Genomic DNA, 17,460 nt, shown 5'->3' with positions numbered 1-17,460 from the left:
GCCTCGGGCACCTGCCCGTGCCGTAACGACGGCCCACGGCCCGGCGAGAGGCCAGCATGACCCCCTCCGGGCTCCCCTACCGTGTCCGGCATCAGCTCCGGATCGTCCAGGCAGCGGGCTTCGACCTCCGGCCCGGCGCCCGCATCCTCGACCTCGGGTGTGGCGAGGGCGCCACGGTGAGCGCGCTCCGCGACGCCGGCTACGACGCCGTCGGGGCGGAGACCGTGCTCCGCGACAGCGTGGCGGCCCGCGACCGGTTCGACGAGGGCCTGGTCCGGCAGATCGATCTCACGCCCTACCGGCTGCCGTTCGAGGACGGGGAATTCGACCTGATCCTCTCCAGCGAGGTCCTCGAGCACGTCATGGACTACGAGGACCTCGTGCGCGAGAGCCACCGGGTGCAGAAGCCTGGCGGCATGTCGATGCACATCTTCCCCGGGCGGTGGATGCCGGTGGAGGGCCACCTCTTCGTGCCGCTGGCGACGGTGCACCGCAGCTATCCGTGGCTGCTGCTGTGGGCCCGCCTCGGGGTGCGCAACCAGTATCAGCGGGGCGAGCACTACCGCGACGTCGCCAGGTTCAACTACACGTGGCTGCGCGAGCAGACGAACTACCCGACGACCGCGACCGTCCGCCGGTTGTTCGAGCGTCGCTTCGCGACGGTCGAGTTCCGCGAGGACCTGTTCCTGACGCACACGGAGTCCTCGCGAGGGCGGGCTGTCCATCGCGCCGTCCGTGCGGCGCCGGTGTTGCTCGGCGTCTACCGGACCCTGTGGAACCGAGTACTGGTGGCACGCCGGGAGAACGCCCGGCCCTGAAAGACGGCCCGCCTCCTCACCGCCGAGTCCCTGTCCGCAGGGTAAGAAGACCCGCACCCCGCGGGCACGGCTTCCTCACCCGCACGTCCATGGTGCGCCATTCCCATTCGCGTCATCGTTGTCACCAACACCGCAGAGGAATTCGACGGAGGTGACGAGGATGTTCACGACGATTTCGCGACGCACCCGCGGCCGCCGCTTCCCCTGATCCATCACTCCGAGCCGGAACCATCATCGGGAACGAGGTGAACGACCATGCTGACTCGCGTCCAGCGCCGCACCCGCGGTCGCCGTACCCCCTGAACCAACGATGCCACCGGGAGCCCCGCTCCGGGCCACGCCACGTGGTCCGGAGCGGGGCTCTCGGCGTTCCGCCCCCTGGTCCGCCGGCCTTACCTTCCGGTCAGGAAAGCCTGACCGGGACCGCCGTAGACCCTCACCGCCAGGGGCATGGGCTGCGCCTCGGACTGCCAGCAGACTTCTCCCTGTCAGCACGACGGCCCGCCGGACCAGGGAGCACCGGTGAACCAGCACTCCACCACCATCATCACCGGCGACGCCGCCGAGCCGACCCGCTCCACCGGGCTCCGCCGGCTCAACCGTCGCACCACCCGCGGCCGGCGGAACTCCGGCTGAGACGTTCGCTCGAGATCCTTCCCGTCAGAGAACTGCGATGGAGGTGACGACGATGCTCACTCGATTCCCGCGCCGCACCCGCGGCCGCCGCTCCCCCTGAATCACCACTCTCATCCGACACCCCGATCTGGAACGAGGTGAACGACCATGCTGATGACCGTCCAGCGCCGCGCCCGCGGCCGCCGTGCCCCCTGAACGACCTGAGCAGCACGACGGCCCACCCAACCAGGGAGCACCGACGAACCAGCACTCCACCGCCATCATCACCGGCGAGACCGCCGAGCCCACCCGCTCCACCGAGCTCCGCCGGCTCGGCCGCCGCACCACTCGCAGCCGCCGGACCGGTGGCTGAGAAGCGCGCACCAACAGAGAACGAGGAGGTTCACATGCTTACGCGATTCCCGCGCCGCACCCGCGGCCGCCGCCTGCCCTGACGCTCCAGACGAGATGACCGAAACGAGGTGAATGCACCATGCTGAGCCGCTGCACACGCCGGACCCGCGGCCGCCGGATCGGCAGCTGAGAGGTTGCCGGGACAACGGTGCGAGCAGTGCTATCCCGAGATCCGGTTCCGCTGGAAGCGGTTTCGCGAGGCACTCGGCCGGCGGTGCTGAGTCGCTCGCAGAGTCGCCACCGCCAGGCTCCGTCCTCGCTTGCCTTACCTCGGGGTGAGAGAACCCTGCCCTTCACCGCTCAGGACCCTCACCACGCAGGGCATGGGACTCATCGGCCCGTCGCAGCAGACTTCTTCGTGTCAGCAGAACCGCCAGAAAGACCCGAGGAGCACACCATGACGCAGCAGTCCACCACCATCGTCACCGGCGAGACCGCCGAGTCCACCCGCTCGACCGGGCTCCGCCGGCTCCCCCGGCGCATCGCCCGGGGTCGCCGGAGCCGGGGCTGAACCACGCCCCGTCAGTACCTCGACCTCACGCGGCCACGGCGGCCGCGGCCCGACCAGCGACATGAACCCGGCAAGAACGTTGGCCAGCCGCGGAATCTCGTCGAGCGACCAACTATCCGTAGCCATGAAGAAGTTCCGGGTATCGGCCAGGTGGAGGTCTTCGCGGGTGGCCAGGTGAGGTCCCCGCGAGTGGCCGGGTAGGGGTCGCCGCTGAGGTCCTGCGGACCCCGCGGGTGCTCCTCTCCCTGCCGCCGGCCTGAACGTCCTCATCTCCGGGTTCGGGTTCGCCAGCGTCCTGGTCGTCTTCACGGGACCGAGCACATCCCGTTGGCCGACCTCGATGGGGCCGGTTCCTATCCGAACCCGCTACCGCGGTCAGCCTGCTCGACCGACTCCTGCACCACGCCTACGTCGTCGACACCGACGGCGAGTCCTACCGCATGCGCCGAGCCCGCGCTAAGGGCCCGAGCCAGCCACAAGCAACTGAACACCCTCGGACCGGGGCTTCTCGCCTGCGACCAGCGGGGACCACGAACTGGCCGTCGACAGCTGGTGGAACGGGCAGCTTTGCGATGGCGAGAGAACGTCACCGCGGCAGCCTCTCGATCGCGCGAAGGACGGGCCGACGTCGCCCGCATAGCCCCCTGAGCCGGGTCAGAGTGGCATCAGGGTCCGCTGACCAGGACGAAGCGTCGCGCTCGACCAGGTGAAGGACTGCTGATACCGCTGGTCCGGGCAGCACAACGAGCCGGACGGGCTGACGTTGTCGGCCCGGACGGTGGCCGTACGACCGGCGACCGTGACCTGCGAGTTCCGTAGATACAGATTGCGATCACCCGGGAAACGCGCCAGGAGCCTCGGTGAGGACGGAGGAGACGTCCCGTCGAACAGATACAGGTTCTCGGGGTTGGAAGAAGTGGGCGAGGGACAGGTCGCCACGACGATCGCGTCGACAGCATTGTCGCCGGTCAGGTCGGCGAACGTTGTGCCGCGCGTCTCGATGCGAGGTTCTCCATCGACCACGTCGCACTCAGGATCACGGACCACCGACGACCAGTCGACGGCCCGGAGATCGTCCCGTACACGCGGACGCACGGAGATGGCGAAGGGCTCGCGCAGCCCGCCGCCCGTCCGCCCCAGGTCGATGAGTCCGCCGAGTGCCTCGACGGTGTCCGGGAAGGAGTTGACCACGGACAGCACATCTCCGACGTTACGGCGAAGCTGATCGCGAATGGCGGTCAACGCGTAGCCGGCGCAGCCCTTCACCACGCTCAGGACGCGCTCGAGGTCCCCTCCCGATCGCTCGACCTGCGCCGCCGCACAGTTCATGACATCGTTGATCACCTGAGCGCTCTCCGCGTATCCCGGGACCGCGGGGCTCTCGCGCTTCACCGCCACGGTGAGTTCTCGGACGAACGACGTGATGGTGACCCTGTCGTCGGTGAGACGGACGAGCACACCGCTGCTGACGACCCTCCCGAGCACCTCCTCGTAGGTCCGGGCCGACGGGATCCACCCGAGGACCGCCAGGACGGTGGAGAGTGTCAGCGCGACTCCGTCGATCTCGAAGGGAAACGAGAGCCCGCGGGTCTCCGCGCCACGCGGTAGTGGGAAGGCGACGATCCCCCGCCCCTCGACGTACTGCTGATCCAGAGGTCCGTGGAAAGCACCGACGATGAGGGAGACCAACTTGGTCCCGTTCACGGGTGCGGTGTCGGCCCCACGAGGAAGTTGCAGATAGGCCCCGTATCGCAGACCGTTCTCCACCCGGAGTTCCGGGCGACCGTCAGGTCCGGTGGCGACACACGCCTCGACCTCTGGTTCCGGAACCCGGACGTCCCACCGGCCGTCATCGGGCGGACAATCGATCTCCTTCTTGTCCGGGTTCACGAAGACCCGGTAGGCGGCGCTGTCCATGACCGCGTCCAAGCCGGACTTCAGAGCCGTCCATTCGCGCGATGCCGGATCGACCACGTACTCCTGGAACCAGGAGAAGTGCGGCGCTTTCGCGACGACCTGCCCGGTCGCTGGGTCGAAGGTCGACGCGAGCGGGACCCACGCCTGGAAGACCTCGTTGAACTCGGCCACGAACACGTTGGCGGGCGTCGCGGTGCGGCCGTTCGCCGTCGGCAGAGCGCCGATGTCGACCGGCAGACGGACCGATGCGCCACCCAGTTCCACGTCGGGATCGATGCGCACGGCCGGCCCCAGGGCCACGGCGGCATCTGCCAGCGCTCCCGGGCCTATCCCCGGGCCGGGCTGGGTCGCGGTGATCCGGATCGAACCCGGTCGCGTGGCGAGCCCCGGTGGGACGTCCACCTGCGCCGGACCCGATGCGGAACCGATGCGACCTCCAGCCGGGCCCACTCCTACCGTCTGGTCGTCGTCCACGGAACTCGCGCAGCCCGCGCCGAGCGCGAGGACGAGAACCACCGAGACCAGGATCCGGAGGACCCGGCCTCGTCCCGCGTCCGTCCGTGTGCTCGCGCTACCCACTGGTGGTGCCACCTCGACCGGAAGCGGCGGCGAACGCCTCCTGGCATGCCTTCAGGCGCTGCTGGGCTTCAGCGGGAGAGGCCGCCCGCTGCGCGTCGGCGAAGCAGGCCTGCAACGCCTCGAACGCCGCGCGCCGGGCGTCGACCGCGCTCGACGCCGTCTCGAACTGCGTCTGGCACCGCTCGAGCTCGCTCTGGGCAGCCGCGGGCGAGGACGCCGTCTGCGCCTGCTCGATGCAGGCCCGCAGCTGGTCGAGGGGTGACCGGGCGGGAGGAGGAACGGTGCTGCTCGCCGCCGGCGAGGGCTCGGGAGGCGGAATGGCGGCGCTGCACCCCGACGACGCGAGCAGCACCACGGCGACGACGCCGGGCAAGCCGCGACATCCGAGCTCGATGAGCGACACCTCGCTCACCGCCATTCGAGGAGGTAGTTCGAGGTGGCCACATCGGGCGCCACGACCACGGGCTCTCCGCCGCCGATCGGCACCCGGTAGAGGGCCGCGCGGTTCGCCCTGAACGACAGGAACATCACCGAGGAGCCGTCGGGGGACGCGACCGGACTGGCGTTGTACCGGTCGGTGGCCGGCGTGATGGAACGCGCGGTCGCCGCCCGCCGCCCGGGGCCCAGCTCCGCCAGGGTGATGGTCGTTCCCTGCCCCGCCGAGGCGACGCCGAGCAACCTCGTCCCGTCGACCCACCGTTCCACCCGCCCGAAGTCCCCGGAGAGCGGGACCGCACTCCCGCCGTCGTCCTCCGAGCGCCGCAGCTCGAGCGGACCCGACTCGCCGGTCAGAGGGGCCTGCTCCACGGAGGCGAACACGGACCCGTCGGGCGACGGCGCCACGAAGCCGTCGCCCCCGGCGGCCAACGCGAACGCCGTGTGGGAACGCGGAGCGACGACCAGCCCGAGGTCCCCGGACCCGAGCATGGCGACACCATTGGTGTAGCCGGTTGGTCCTTCGTCCCTGAGGCCGGACCCGTCCGGGGCGACCGAGGTGACGGTGCGCGTGGTGTCCGAGGCGAACCACACCCTCCCGTCGTCGGCGAAGACGGCGCTGTGGTCCTGGGGCGCGGCGGCGAAGTCCGACCGAGCGGGTGAGAGATCGGTGACCTGGCCGGTGGCGATGTCCAGGACGCCGACCCGCCGGCCGCTGGTCCGGGCGTCGGACGAGGTGACTGCGATCTTGCGGAAGTCCGCGTCGAAGACCTGGCGGAACGCGTAGGAGGGCACGAGGCCGGCGGACGCGACGTTGCCCCTGCCGTCGGCGCAGGGGAACGCGGGTTCGGTGCCCTTCGGAAGCGTGAACCGCAGCTCGCGAACGGGCGCGCCGGACGACGCGTCCGTCGCCGCGATCGTGAACGACCAGGGGCCCGAGAGGCCCTCGTTCGAGCACGCCACCGTCACGGCCGCGTTGCGCACGCCGACAAGACCGGGCGGAGGTCCGTCGCTCGCCGTCCCCGTGGGCCCGCCCGGCTCCGCGGGAGTCGCACCCGCGCATCCGGCCACCAGCAGCGCGGCGAGTGCGATCACGACCAGACGGCCCACGGCCGCCTCCCCCCGATGAAAGATCCGATCCCCCGATCGAGGGGCGACCGTAGACGATCACGAACGCAAAAGGAATAGCACGGAGAGTCGTCCGCCCTACTTCTAAGCTGGTCTCAACGGGTGAAGGAGATGGTTCTTCTCGCAGAGATCTGACTTACTGTCGATCACGCTGCTTTCGGGGGGAAGTCGGGCGACCTCATCGGTGTCGCCCTTCGTCGAGTGCGCCAGAGCAGGCGACGCGATGTGGGGGGTAGCGGTGGGTCAGGGGGGTTCGCCGAAGTACGGGCGTTTCCGCCAGGTCCGGAGGCTCGACGCCGGCGCCTACGGCACGGTGCACGTCGCCGTCGACGACGCCACGGGCGCACGGGCCGCCGTCAAGGTGCTCGACCGACAGGGCAGCGACGGCGAGGTGCTCGCCCGCTTCCGTCGCGAGGTGGGGCTCCTCGAGAGGTTCGAGCACCCCGGCATCCCGACGTTGCTCGCCTCCGGCCTCAGCGAGGAACCCCCGTGGTTCGCGACGACGTACGTCGGTGGTCTCTCCCTGCGCCAGCTCGTGGACCGCTGCTCGCGTCCCTTTCCGTCGCAGGCCGTGCTGCACCTGGCGGTCGCCCTCGGTGAGACGTTGGAGTACCTGCACCGGACGACGGCCCACCGCGACCTGAAGCCGGAGAACGTCCTCGTCACGCGCGAACGACCGTTGATGATCGACTTCGGGCTGTCCCGCTCCGACGGTCAGCCCGGTCTGACCCGGTCCGGCTATCTGGTCGGGACCCCGACGTACCTGGCTCCGGAGCGGGCCGGGAACGGCTACACCGTCGACGACCGCAAGGCCGACGTGTTCGAGCTGGCGGCCGCGCTGATCTATCCGTTGCGGAAGGACTTCCCCCGCAAGGTCGCCGTGCAGGGCGAGCAGATCGTCGGGATCGGCCCCATCGAGTTCGACGGGGTCCCCGACGTCCTGCGGCCCCTCCTCAGGACGGCGACCGATGCCGATCCTGATCGCCGCCCCACCGCGGGCGAGTTCGCCGAGCTCGCCCGCGCCCTGCTGACGACGCGGTCGCTCACCGAGGCGCTCCCGGCAGAAGCGACCACCCAGCTCGATCAGCAGGATCGGGACGACATCGCCCTGCGGGGAGCCGTCGGCGCGCCCGAGCCGGAGCCGACCCGACCGACGACGCCGCCGGGGACCGCGGGAGGTCCCGGGGGTACGCGAGCTCTGCCGAGCGAGGTCCTGGCGCCGCCACTGTCCGCCACGCGGCGGCCGCGCGGCCCGGCGTGCCGTTTCGGAGACGGACCGGCCGCCGTCGCCGTGGCCGACGACCACCGCCTCGTCGTCCTGACGCGCGGCGGAGAGGTGTGCGTGGACGCGGGGGACGGCCGGGATCCGCGCCGCTGGCGACGGCATCTCGACGGGCGCGCACTCGGCGTCATGGCCTCGTCGGTGTTCGTGGGGGCCGAGGACGGCTTCGTCCACGTCCTCGATCTCGTCTCCGGCGCGACCGTGGACCGGCTGTGGGTCGGTGGCCCCGTGACGCAGCTCCGGACGGTCGGCGGATGGGTCGTCGCGGGTGGTGCCGGCGGGGTGCTCTGTGCCTTCTCCGGGAAGGGCCGGGGCCTGCTCGCCGAATGGGCTCTCGGAGCTCCCGTCGACGCCATCGCGGACGCGGGTCGGTCCCGCGTGGTCGTGGCGACCGCGGACGGAGTCGTGCACGCGGTCGACCTCCGCGCCCGTGACCGCTCCTGGACCGTCCCGGCCGGCGACCGGGTGCTCGCGCTCGCGGCCTCCGCCGATGTCGTCGCGGTCGCGACCGCTGACGGCTCGCTCCGACTGCTGAGGGCTGACGGGACCGCTCTGACCACGGTGTCGACCGCCACGCCGGCCGCCGCAGTGGTCGCCCGGGGCGCCGTCGCGATGGTCGTCGCATTGGACGGCACGACGGTGGTGGCCGGAGCCGGCGGGGAGCGCAGCCGGCGGGAGCTCGGCGTCGCGGTACGGCGCTCCGTCGCTCTGGGGCACGGTCGGCTGTTCGTGGGGACGCTCGAGGGCGAGGTTCTCGCCCTGGACCTCGACGACGCCGAGCCGACGGTGGTCGCGCGGGTCGGCGCCCCCGTCGAGGTCCCGGTGGCCGTCGACGGGGACGTCCTGCTGGTCGGCCGCAGCGACGGAGCGGTCGCGGTCGTCGACCTCCCCGCCGGACGCCCGGGTGGAACGGTGGAGTACACGGCCCCCCGCACGACCCCGGCGGAGTCGGGGCGCACCGTGCGCCTGCACCGCATGCCCCCCGCCGATCGGCACGTGGCCGCACGGTGTCCGATCTGCCGCTGGTCTGTCTCCGGCGGGTGGTGCCCGGAGTGCCGTCACAGCACGGCGGACCCCGCCACGCCCGCCCGGCAGCGCGATCACGACCTCGCCGCCGCCGTGCGGGCCTCCTCCGGTGCGGTTCTGATCCACTGCCGACCGAGCGGCTCGTCCGAGCCCGACGTCGAGCTGGCTCGGGCGCGCGACCACGTCCGACGCGCCGACGAGGACCGCGCAGCACAGGGTCATCTCGCCGGCGCCGTGGAGGACACGGTCGCCCGGCTGGTCTACGGCGAGGTCGATCGGGTCGTCCTCGTCGAGATCGACGAGGAGTCCGTCCGCGCCCGGGTCCTCCGGCGCGACACGAACGGTGTGCCGCTCGTCGGCTCGAACGCCGGTCCGTGGCCGCTCCGGGACCTCGTCGAGGCCGGTGGAGACGCCACTCTGCGGAGGTACCTGCTCGCGGGCGGGATCGTCGACGGCGGGTCGGACCCGTCGGCGTCGACCGTCCGCGTGCTCGCCGGGTCGATCCGCGACGAGCTCGCCCTCGACGACCCACGCACCGATCTCGCCGTGATCCGGCGGGCAGCCGGGTGGGCCTTCCCGGATCGGGTCGTCGAGGCTCTCCGGGTCGGAAGGCCACCCCGCGCCGACGTCGTCCGGCCTCCCCGGCACCTCGACCTCGACGCCTACGCCGGCCAGCTGTGCGCGAACGCTCCGCTCCGGTGGGCCCATCACCTCGTGGTCGCGCAGGTCGGCAGCGACGGAGGCGTCCGCGCCTCGAGCGTCCCGCTCTTCCCTGCCGGCGCCACGCCGTGGTCGGGGTTCGCGTCCACGTCGGTGTGGATCCGACGCGCGGCCGGTTCGGAGGGTGCGATCTACCTCCCGGTCGCGCGTGCCGGGCGCGAGGCTCCGGTCTCCTGGCCGCTCGTCGGGATCGGTCGGATCGACGACCTCCCCGCCGGCGAGGGCGAGGTCCAGGTACGGCTGGTGGCGGGGACCGACGTCCACCTCGACCTCGTGGTCGGGTCCGGGGAGTCCCGCCGGCTCCCGTCGGCTCCCTTCGCCGAGGACCCCCGGCCCTCCTTGCCTGCGGTGCACCGTTCCGTCTCCCCGGTCGACGTCCTCGTAGCCGTCGAGCTGGGCGGCCCGCCCGACGTCGTCGCACGACGTCTGTCCCTGGTCGGCGCCGTGGCCGGGGCTCTCGAGAAGCGTGCCGCGTACCTGCCCGGGCGGGTCCGGCTCGGAGTCGTCGGGTACGACGACCACGTCGCCGAACGAGGGGCGTGGCGTGACGAACTGCAGATCGTCGCGTTCGGACCGCCGGGCCGCGCCGGCGCGACCGCGATGGGCTGGACGTCACGACCTGGCCTGGACACCCACGGGTCGGCCCTGGACGACGCGCTCCGCGAGGCTGCGGGTGCTGCGTGGGCAGGTGGCTCGGAGCGGGCGCTGCTCGTCCTGGGCAGCCGGCCCCCGGCCGTGTTCCCGCAGCTCGAGGAGCGCGCCCGGGTCTGCCCGCACAAGACCCGGTGGGAGGACCACCTGGAGCACCTGGGAGCTGCCGTGCGACATGTCGCCGTCGTCGACGAGCCTCGTTTCGTCACCGCCGAGGACGACCCCACCGCGCCGCGCGACCTCACCCGTCGGGTGTGGAACCGGTTGGGTTCGACCGCCAGGTGGTCGCTGGACGACTGCCCGGTCGCCGACCTCGTCGCTGCGGTCGCTCCGGGCCCCACGGCTCCGTCGGGGCGCCTCGAGCTCGCCCTCGCCGGGCCGCCCCACGCCGGGACGGGCGGCCGGACGTGAGCACGGACGACAGCGCATCGACCCCGTGGTGGGAGCAGGGCCGGGCCTCGTCCGAGCCGGCGTCCCCGCCCGACCCGTCGACGGGGGACGCGCCGGTGCCGGACCCGCCGGTGGAGACGGCCGAGACGGCCGAGACGGAGGACGTCGCGGGCGGGCCGGTCCCGTCGCAGACGACGTCGCCCTCGGCCGCCGACCCCTGGTGGGCGACCGGCGGTGAGGCCGGAGCAGCAGCCGAGGCTCCGGGGAGCCCCGTTACCCCACACGAGGGCCCAGAGCGCAGTGGGCCGTTCCGTCGCGGTCCGTCCCTCCCCCCGGAGGAGTCCGCCGCCGCCGAGCCGAGCCCCGCCCGCGTCGAGCCACGGACCCCGGAGGCCGGACTGCGGTCCCCGATCGCACCTCTTCCCACGAACCCCGGCACGCCGAGCGGTCCCGGCCGAGGTGCTCCCGTCCCGGATCCCGATCCGCCCTCCCGGGGAGGTTCCGGCGCACCGCCCGTGCCCCCGATCCAGCCCGCTGACGACGAGCAACCCACCACCACGCTCTGGGGCGGGACGTCGAGCGGCAAGAGCACCTTCCTCTGGACCCTCCCGCTCGCGGCGTACGAGGCGGGGTGGATGGTGATCCCGGTCGATGACGAGTCGCGCCGGTTCCTGGACAACGCGAACCAGAGCATCCTGCGCGATCAGGTCCTCCCCACCGCGACCCGTGCCCGGCGGGACATCCACTGGAAGCTGCGGCGGCCCGGCACCCGCTTCAGGCGGACACGGACGATCGACGTCCGGATGACCGACCGGCCGGGTTCGGAGTTCCAGAACCCCGAGCCCGACCTGATCGAGATGCTGGCCGGCTCCGACGCGCTCGTCTATCTCTTCGACGCCCAGCGCGAATTCGTCCACCAGGACGCGGTGGCATTCTTCGGAGCGACCATGACCGCCCTGCTCAGCAGGATGCAGCATGACCTGCACCCAGATGGGCGACTCCCCCACCACCTCGCCGTCTGCGTCGCCAAGCTCGACAACGTGCCGATGGTGCACGACGCACGTCGAGGGCTGTGGCTCACCCAGGACGCGCGACCACCCTTCGCCCCGAGGGTGGCCGACGTCCACGCCCGGGACTTCTTCGAGTGGTTGTGCCGTGATCGGCGGGCGCGCGCGGCCTCGGCCATCCGCAATCAGATCCTGGCCAACTTCAGTCCGTCCCGGACCCACTTCTACGTGACCTCGGCGGTCGGCTTCCACGCGCCGGACGGCGCGGTGGACCTCGACGACCCGGACAACCTGCAGGTCCGCGGCGGACAGTACGTGCTGCGCAGCACGCCCCGCCCGGTGAACGTCCTCGAGCCGCTCGTCGACCTCCAGCACGCCATCAGCAGGGGCCGGCGATGAGCACGACGATGCGCACCGTCGAGGCCCACTGGGCGGTCGAGGGCAAGGCCCCGGGCGATCAGAGCGACTACCGGATCCTGGCGTCGGGAACCGGCGACGCCCTCCAGCTCGGCCGGTACCTGGCCGAGAACGCGCCCGGCACGCCCGAGACCGAAGCCCCCGGGCGGCCCGACTCCCTCCCGTGGGCGTCCGTCGGATGCCACGGCGGCGAGGATCCGTGGCTCTCGCTTGCTCTGATGCGCTGGTCGGGCGAGCGCGACCGCGATCGGCGGGCGATCGCGACCACCACCATCGCGGTGGTGGCCGGGAGCGCGCTGGCCGGGGTCGGCTACCCGGCCTGGGCCGATGCGGTGGGGAGAGCCGTGCTGCCCGCACCGGGTGAAGCCCTGGACCTGGAGATCACCGATGACGCACCACCGGCCCCCGGTGTCGATCCGGCCTGGGCCGTCGCCGTGGCCGCCCTGCTCCTGGAGGGACGGGTCGTCGTCGCGGACGCCGACCTCGACATGCTCGGGCGGCTCGCGGTGGCGGAGGCGGTCGCCTCCGCCCTCCCGGCGGGGTACCGAGCAGCGCTGACGCTGACCACCTACGCGGTCGATCCCGCCCATCGGCCCCAGCGCCTCTGCTTCTCCGACCGCGGGGTGGCCAGGTCGGTTCCCGAGGTGTCCCCCGGCCGTGTCCCGGGCCCACCACGCAGCGTCATCGCTCGACGTTACCTCGACGTCGCCGGCGGCTACATTGCCGAAGGTCGCGCCGACGAACTGCGGGAGTGGCTCGCCGCGCACACGACGGCGGTCGACTTCGGCTCCCCCCAGCACGCGCTCGACGTCGCGATCGAGTTCGACCTCCTCCGGGCCGTGACGGCCGATGTGCGCGCCGGACACGGCGACTCGGTCCGCGCCCGTCGCGCGCTGCGCCGACAGGGGCCACCCGCCGTCGACCCGGCGCTCCGCCGCGCCGTGTTCCGCTGCGCGCTCGAGGGAGCCGGTCGCGAGGAACTCCGGCTGCTCAGCCCACTCTGGGGCCCGGACCTGCAGCGGGCCCTCACGGATCCCGACGCTCCACGGCCGGGCCGGGAACAGGTCCTGGCGTTCGTCGACGCGGCCGAGGAGCACGGGGACCTCGAGGTGTTCCTGCGTGACGTGCTGGGGCCTCTCGGCACGTGCCCGCCCGACCTCGCCGTGCTGGTGGCCGACCTGCTCGCCGACCGCGGCTTCCCCCGGTGGGAACGGCTGCGTGAGCGCTGGTGCGAGGACCTCGACGCCATGACGGGCCTGCTCGGCCGACCGCCCGTGACACAGCTCGCGGGCCTCGTGGAGTGGCTCGACGGGGGCTCCCAACGCACCCCTCACTGGGTGCTCGCCCTCCGTTGTCTGATCGAGGGACGCCGCCCGGAACCCGATCCTCTCGGGCTCCTCGGGGACGATCACCGCGCTCCCCGGCTGGCCGCGATCCTGTTCGCCGGCGCGCACGAGCTGGACCGGCTCGACCTGCTCCTCCCGTCCGCCTGGACCGGACTCGTCCCGGTCCTCGAGGACGGGCCCACCGACGGGTCAGCGGCGTTGCGGCGACGCCTCGCCACGTCGGCCGGCGCCGACGACCAGGTCGCGGGACGGCTCGACGCCCTCCGGGTATGCGGGCACGTCGCCCTCCCTCCAGAGCCCGTCGACGACGGCGTCCGCTACGTCGCGGCGGTGCGCCAGGCCTGCGAGGGCATGCCGCGACGGGCGTTCGAAGCCGTGGTCGACCAGCGACTGTCCGCCTCCGACGACGCCGACCAGCGCGCCCGAATACTGGCCGGCACGGCCGCCGAACCCGTGCCCGACTGGCGTCCGACCGTGCTCCGCCGGGCCCTCGCCGCCGACGACGGCCGCCTCGTCGCCCGCCTCGACGAACTGCCCGGCGCCTGGACCCCGGACGACGAGCGAGGCGGGATCGCGTGGTGGCGCGACCTGGCACGGCTACGCCTCGCGGTGTCCCGGGACCGCCCGACGGGCGAACTGGCCGCGCTCCTCGCCGGACTGCTCGCTCACGAACCCGCCGACGGCCGCGGGCTCTGGGTCGGGGCGCTCGCCGGGCGGGTGGGGCACGGAGGCGCTCGAGGACTGGTCGACCTCTGGGACGCCACGGCGCGGCTCATGGTGGACGACCACGACGTCGCGGCCTCGGCGGTGTCGACCTGGTTCGCCGAGACCGTCGCACACGCGCGCGACGGCGGGTTCGGCGACCAGGTCGCCGCCGACGTCCCCCGTGCCCTGGCTCGCGCCATCGAACAGGCGGACGGTGCGCCCGAGCGCCAGGAGCACGAGGACGAACTGCGCCGATTGAACGCGCGCATCGCACAGCTCCTGGCCGACCGCGACGACCGGCACGCCGCCCTCGAGGCACTGGACCGGTCGCGTGAGCTCGCGCTCGAACGACTCCATCGCGCGCGCGCCGGACACGGCCCGTCGACCAGGACACCGCACACCGAGCAGCGTCGCGCTCGGTTCTGGCGCCCCGGAGGAGCCTCATGACCCGACCCCTCGTGGCCGCGTGCACGACCACGGCTCTCGTCCTCCTCGCTGCGCTGCTCGCGATCGGCCCGGCGTCCGCCGCTCCCACGCACGGCTGCGACGGACCACCCCTGCCCGACGTGGCGGCGGGGAGCGTGACGCCGGCTGCACTGCTGGACTCGGTCGGGACGCCGCGCCCGGCCGTCTCCTACGTGTTCGCCGTCGACCTCTCCCGGTCGATGCAGACCGGTGGGCGCTACGACGAGGTGCGCGTGGCGATGCGCTCGTTCGTGGATGCGCTGTGCCCGGGCGACCGGCTCGCGGTCGTCGGGTTCGCCGAACGGGCGTCGACGATCGTGCCCCTGACCGAGGTCTCTGCCGTCGGTGACGTGTCGGCGCGGCTCCCGGAGGCGACCGGCGCGAACACCGACGTCGGAGCCGGGCTCGATCTCGCCCTCCGCGAGGTCGACGGCGTGCCTGCCGGCCAGACGACGTCCGTCGTGCTGCTCACTGACGGCACCCAGGCCGCGGCACCGACCAGCCGCTATGTCGACGCATCCTCCCCGGGCTGGGCGGACCTGCGCGCGAGGGCCGAGCGGGCCGGCCGGGCCCGGCCGCTGCGCGCCTTCAGCATCCCCCTCTCGGGTCGCACCGGCAGCGAGTTGATGGCGAGCGCGCTCCCGCAGACCCAGGACCTGACGGTCGCGGGCGAGGGATCACTGAAGGACTACCTCGGCCGCCTCGACCAGGACGTCCGGCTGCAGCAGGCGGCCCCGCTCCTCGACCGGATGCCTGGCCCCGGGGTGCGGGTGTCGTGGCCTCCGTCGTTCTCCGACGTCGACCTCGGATCGGGCGCGACCACCATCGGGGTCGTCATCACCAACACCTCACCCGTCTTCCCCGTCACGCTCGAGGATCCGAAGCTCACCTCGGAGGACGGGTTCGACGTGCGGTCCACGCCCCTGCCCGACGTGGTGAACCTGCCCGCGGGGGGATCGCAGGTTCTCCCCGTCCGGCTGTCGTGGACGGTGCCCTTCCGCACCTCGCTCGTTCCCGGTTCGGGGACCTACTCCACCGACCTCGTGCTGTCGGGGCACGTCGTCTCGAACACCGCGAACGGGCTCGCCGCGCTGGTGGGCCGGCCCGACCAGGCCCCGACGGACGGCGACCTCGTGGACGCCACCGGGACCATGGCCGGGACCGCCCCGGTCGGCCTCGGCCTGGGGTGGTGGTTGCTGCTGCTCGTGCTCGTCGGAATCGTCGGCCTCGCAGCGGCCCTCCTGTCGCCCCGGCTGCGCGGCACGGTGACGGTCGTCGTCACCGGACCGCAGGCCCGCACCGCCGGGGGCCGGCTCGATCTCCACCGTCGTCGGCACCACCTGTCGACCGACGACGAGGAGCCCGGACGACTCGACGTGCCGGGGGCCGACGTCCGGATCTCGGTCCGCGGACGGCGGCACCGGACCGGACGGGTCGTCCGACTCCGGGTCCACGTCCGGCCCCGCTCCGCCGGTGACGTCGCCGGCACGCCACGCAGCGCCTCGATCGACCTGCCGGAGAACGGGCGCCGGCTGGTGCTGGGTCTCGAGGTCCAGCACCGGCTCGGGTCGGTCTCCGCCGAACACACCTCCGACTCGACCACGGAGCGGATCCGCCGATGAGCACCGACGACCAGCGGCCCGTACGGGACTACGCCGACGCCTGGACGGCGAAGGGCAGGACGACGGAGGAGGCGCCGGCTCCTCCCGGGCGAACGCATCCCCACGACGATCCCCTGCCGACCTGGGCGATCGTCGCGAGCGTGCTCGCGCTCGGCGTCGTGATCGGTGCGGTGTGCCTCGCGATCGCCGGCCTGGCCTTCCCCGCCGACGACAACCGGGCGACCGGGCCGGACGGCACCCCGGCGCCCACCTCGGTGCCGTCACCCCCCGCAGAGGCGGGCGCACCTGCCGCGTCGACCGCGGCGGCCGCCCCGGCACCCGCGAGACGTCTCCTCTCGCTCGGTCTCCCCCGTGTCCCCGCAGGCCCGGACGCGGCCGGTCCCGGCGCGAAGGTCGTCGTGCACCTCCGCGGTACCGACCAGGTCCTCAACACGCAACTGGGGCCGGACGGCCGAGCAGACATCGATATCGGCACGTTCCAGATCGACCGCATCTGCTGGGTCCGGGACGCCCTCCCGGAAACGTGCCAGGACGAGCGGGCGACCACGCCTTTCGAGGTGAGCTTCCGAGATGGCTGAGCACATGACGACCAAGGACTCCGCGAAGAACTCCGCGCGGGAGGGGGCTCCCCTCTCCACGACGGCCGTCGTGGTCCCGTTGGTCCTGGCGGGCACGCTTCTCGGGGTGCTCGTGGCCCTCGCAGCCGGTGCACGCCCGACGTTCGTCGCAGGTGTCGTCGCCGCCGCCGCCGCCGTGTTCCTCGGCATCGTGACATCCCTTCTCTTCACCGACTGGGCATCCCGTCAGCGACCCGCCCCGAGATCGGACCCGGGCTGGGGCCCGTCGGGCGCTGTCACCGGGCCGTCCACACCACGAGAGGCGCCGGTCCCTGCTCCGCCCACGACGCCGTCCCCCGGCGCCGCCACGGGAGGGAGCAACGACACCCGGCGACCCGAGGCTCACGAGCCGGGAGCTCTCCCGGTCGTCCGCGGCTCGGGCGGGAGCAGCCGGCCGCCGCTCCCGGGAGCGACCGAGGCGACCAGCCGGTTCCCCGTCCCGACGGGCTCGGCGCCTCCCCCGACGCCGGCTCCCCCGGCGACCTCCGCCCCGCCTCCGACCCACGCACTCGTCGGGAAGCCCTGGTGGGAGGCCCCGGCGTCGCCCGCGCGCTCGACGAGCTCGAAGCCGACGAAGCAGGCCCCGACGTTGCCGCCGTCCCGCACGCTGCGGGCCCTCGCCGGCTACGAGCACCCCACACAGCTCGCGGTGTGCCCGGAATGCGCCGGCTACGCGCTCGACATCGCCGCGCAGGGCAACCGCTACGGCTTCAGATGTCAGACCTGCCGCGCTCACTGGGACTGGCGCCCGGGCGAGGGCTGGCCACCGGTGCGGTCGCCCGGCTCCTGATCGAC

At 72.9% G+C, this 17,460-nt stretch carries 11 protein-coding genes and 2 pseudogenes; 8 read left to right on the top strand and 5 right to left on the bottom strand.

From position 1 onward, the window contains the following. Positions 1-56 precede the first annotated feature (56 nt). Positions 57-818, top strand: a complete 762-nt coding sequence (locus tag QRT03_RS23720; protein ID WP_286055561.1) for a class I SAM-dependent methyltransferase — start codon at positions 57-59, stop codon at positions 816-818. 1,570 nt (positions 819-2,388) lie between these two features. Here QRT03_RS23720 and QRT03_RS23715 read toward each other — a convergent pair. Further along, positions 2,389-2,484, bottom strand: a pseudogene (locus QRT03_RS23715) (sugar transferase); the annotation flags it as partial. Between the two features lie 224 nt (positions 2,485-2,708). Between QRT03_RS23715 and QRT03_RS32225 the strand changes: the two are divergent. Then, positions 2,709-3,068, top strand: a pseudogene (locus tag QRT03_RS32225) (ATP-binding protein); the annotation flags it as partial. Here QRT03_RS32225 and QRT03_RS23710 read toward each other — a convergent pair. The 3 genes from QRT03_RS23710 to QRT03_RS23700 are packed head-to-tail and all read right to left on the bottom strand — an operon-like array spanning position 3,013 to position 6,399. Next, entirely contained in the window at positions 3,013-4,791 is a 1,779-nt protein-coding gene (locus QRT03_RS23710) for a hypothetical protein (protein ID WP_286055560.1), read from the bottom strand. The pseudogene QRT03_RS32225 and the gene QRT03_RS23710 sit on opposite strands and share 56 nt — an antisense overlap. Before the next feature lie 55 nt (positions 4,792-4,846). Next, positions 4,847-5,272: a hypothetical protein gene (locus QRT03_RS23705; protein WP_286055559.1), complete on the bottom strand. Its 426-nt coding sequence runs from the start codon at positions 5,270-5,272 to the stop codon at positions 4,847-4,849. Further along, on the bottom strand, positions 5,263-6,399 hold the full coding sequence (locus QRT03_RS23700; protein ID WP_286055558.1) for a TolB family protein: 1,137 nt from the start codon (positions 6,397-6,399) through the stop codon (positions 5,263-5,265). Before QRT03_RS23700 ends, QRT03_RS23705 begins: the two co-directional genes overlap by 10 nt. A 256-nt stretch (positions 6,400-6,655) precedes the next feature. On the opposite strand from QRT03_RS23700, the gene QRT03_RS23695 reads away from it, so the two are divergent. The 5 genes from QRT03_RS23695 (at position 6,656) to QRT03_RS23675 (ending at position 16,626) form a co-directional block, all read left to right on the top strand. Next, complete coding sequence (locus QRT03_RS23695; protein ID WP_286055557.1) at positions 6,656-10,507, top strand: protein kinase domain-containing protein; 3,852 nt, start codon at positions 6,656-6,658, stop codon at positions 10,505-10,507. A gap of 494 nt (positions 10,508-11,001) precedes the next feature. Next, positions 11,002-11,892: a hypothetical protein gene (locus QRT03_RS23690; protein WP_286055555.1), complete on the top strand. Its 891-nt coding sequence runs from the start codon at positions 11,002-11,004 to the stop codon at positions 11,890-11,892. Further along, positions 11,889-14,408, top strand: coding sequence for a hypothetical protein (locus QRT03_RS23685; protein ID WP_286055554.1), 2,520 nt, complete (start codon positions 11,889-11,891; stop codon positions 14,406-14,408). The genes QRT03_RS23690 and QRT03_RS23685 overlap by 4 nt, the downstream gene beginning before the upstream one ends. After that, positions 14,405-16,048, top strand: a complete 1,644-nt coding sequence (locus tag QRT03_RS23680; protein ID WP_286055553.1) for a vWA domain-containing protein — start codon at positions 14,405-14,407, stop codon at positions 16,046-16,048. The genes QRT03_RS23685 and QRT03_RS23680 overlap by 4 nt, the downstream gene beginning before the upstream one ends. Further along, positions 16,045-16,626, top strand: a complete 582-nt coding sequence (locus QRT03_RS23675; RefSeq protein WP_286055552.1) for a hypothetical protein — start codon at positions 16,045-16,047, stop codon at positions 16,624-16,626. Before QRT03_RS23680 ends, QRT03_RS23675 begins: the two co-directional genes overlap by 4 nt. Before the next feature lie 381 nt (positions 16,627-17,007). Here the strand turns inward: QRT03_RS23675 and QRT03_RS23670 are convergent, their stop codons facing one another. Next, positions 17,008-17,271 (bottom strand): hypothetical protein, encoded by a 264-nt coding sequence (locus tag QRT03_RS23670; RefSeq protein ID WP_286055551.1) that lies wholly within the window; start codon positions 17,269-17,271, stop codon positions 17,008-17,010. Between QRT03_RS23670 and QRT03_RS23665 the strand changes: the two genes are divergently transcribed. Beyond that, a complete protein-coding gene (locus tag QRT03_RS23665) occupies positions 17,255-17,455 on the top strand; it encodes a hypothetical protein (protein WP_286055550.1) in 201 nt (66 codons plus the stop codon). The two genes, QRT03_RS23670 and QRT03_RS23665, sit on opposite strands and share 17 nt — an antisense overlap. Positions 17,456-17,460 lie beyond the last annotated feature (5 nt).

This window comes from Actinomycetospora termitidis, assembly GCF_030286555.1.
Taxonomy (GTDB): Bacteria; Actinomycetota; Actinomycetes; order Mycobacteriales; family Pseudonocardiaceae; genus Actinomycetospora; species Actinomycetospora termitidis.
This window is presented reverse-complemented; position numbering and strand designations above follow the sequence as displayed.

Excerpts from the sequence above, each read along its gene's own strand:
- QRT03_RS23685 (WP_286055554.1), top strand. The coding sequence starts at position 11,889 with ATGAGCACGACGATGCGCACCGTCGAGGCCCACTGGGCGGTCGAGGGC.
- QRT03_RS23675 (WP_286055552.1), top strand. The coding sequence starts at position 16,045 with ATGAGCACCGACGACCAGCGGCCCGTACGGGACTACGCCGACGCCTGG.
- QRT03_RS23705 (WP_286055559.1), bottom strand. The coding sequence starts at position 5,272 with ATGGCGGTGAGCGAGGTGTCGCTCATCGAGCTCGGATGTCGCGGCTTG.
- QRT03_RS23680 (WP_286055553.1), top strand. The coding sequence starts at position 14,405 with ATGACCCGACCCCTCGTGGCCGCGTGCACGACCACGGCTCTCGTCCTC.
- QRT03_RS23720 (WP_286055561.1), top strand. The coding sequence starts at position 57 with ATGACCCCCTCCGGGCTCCCCTACCGTGTCCGGCATCAGCTCCGGATC.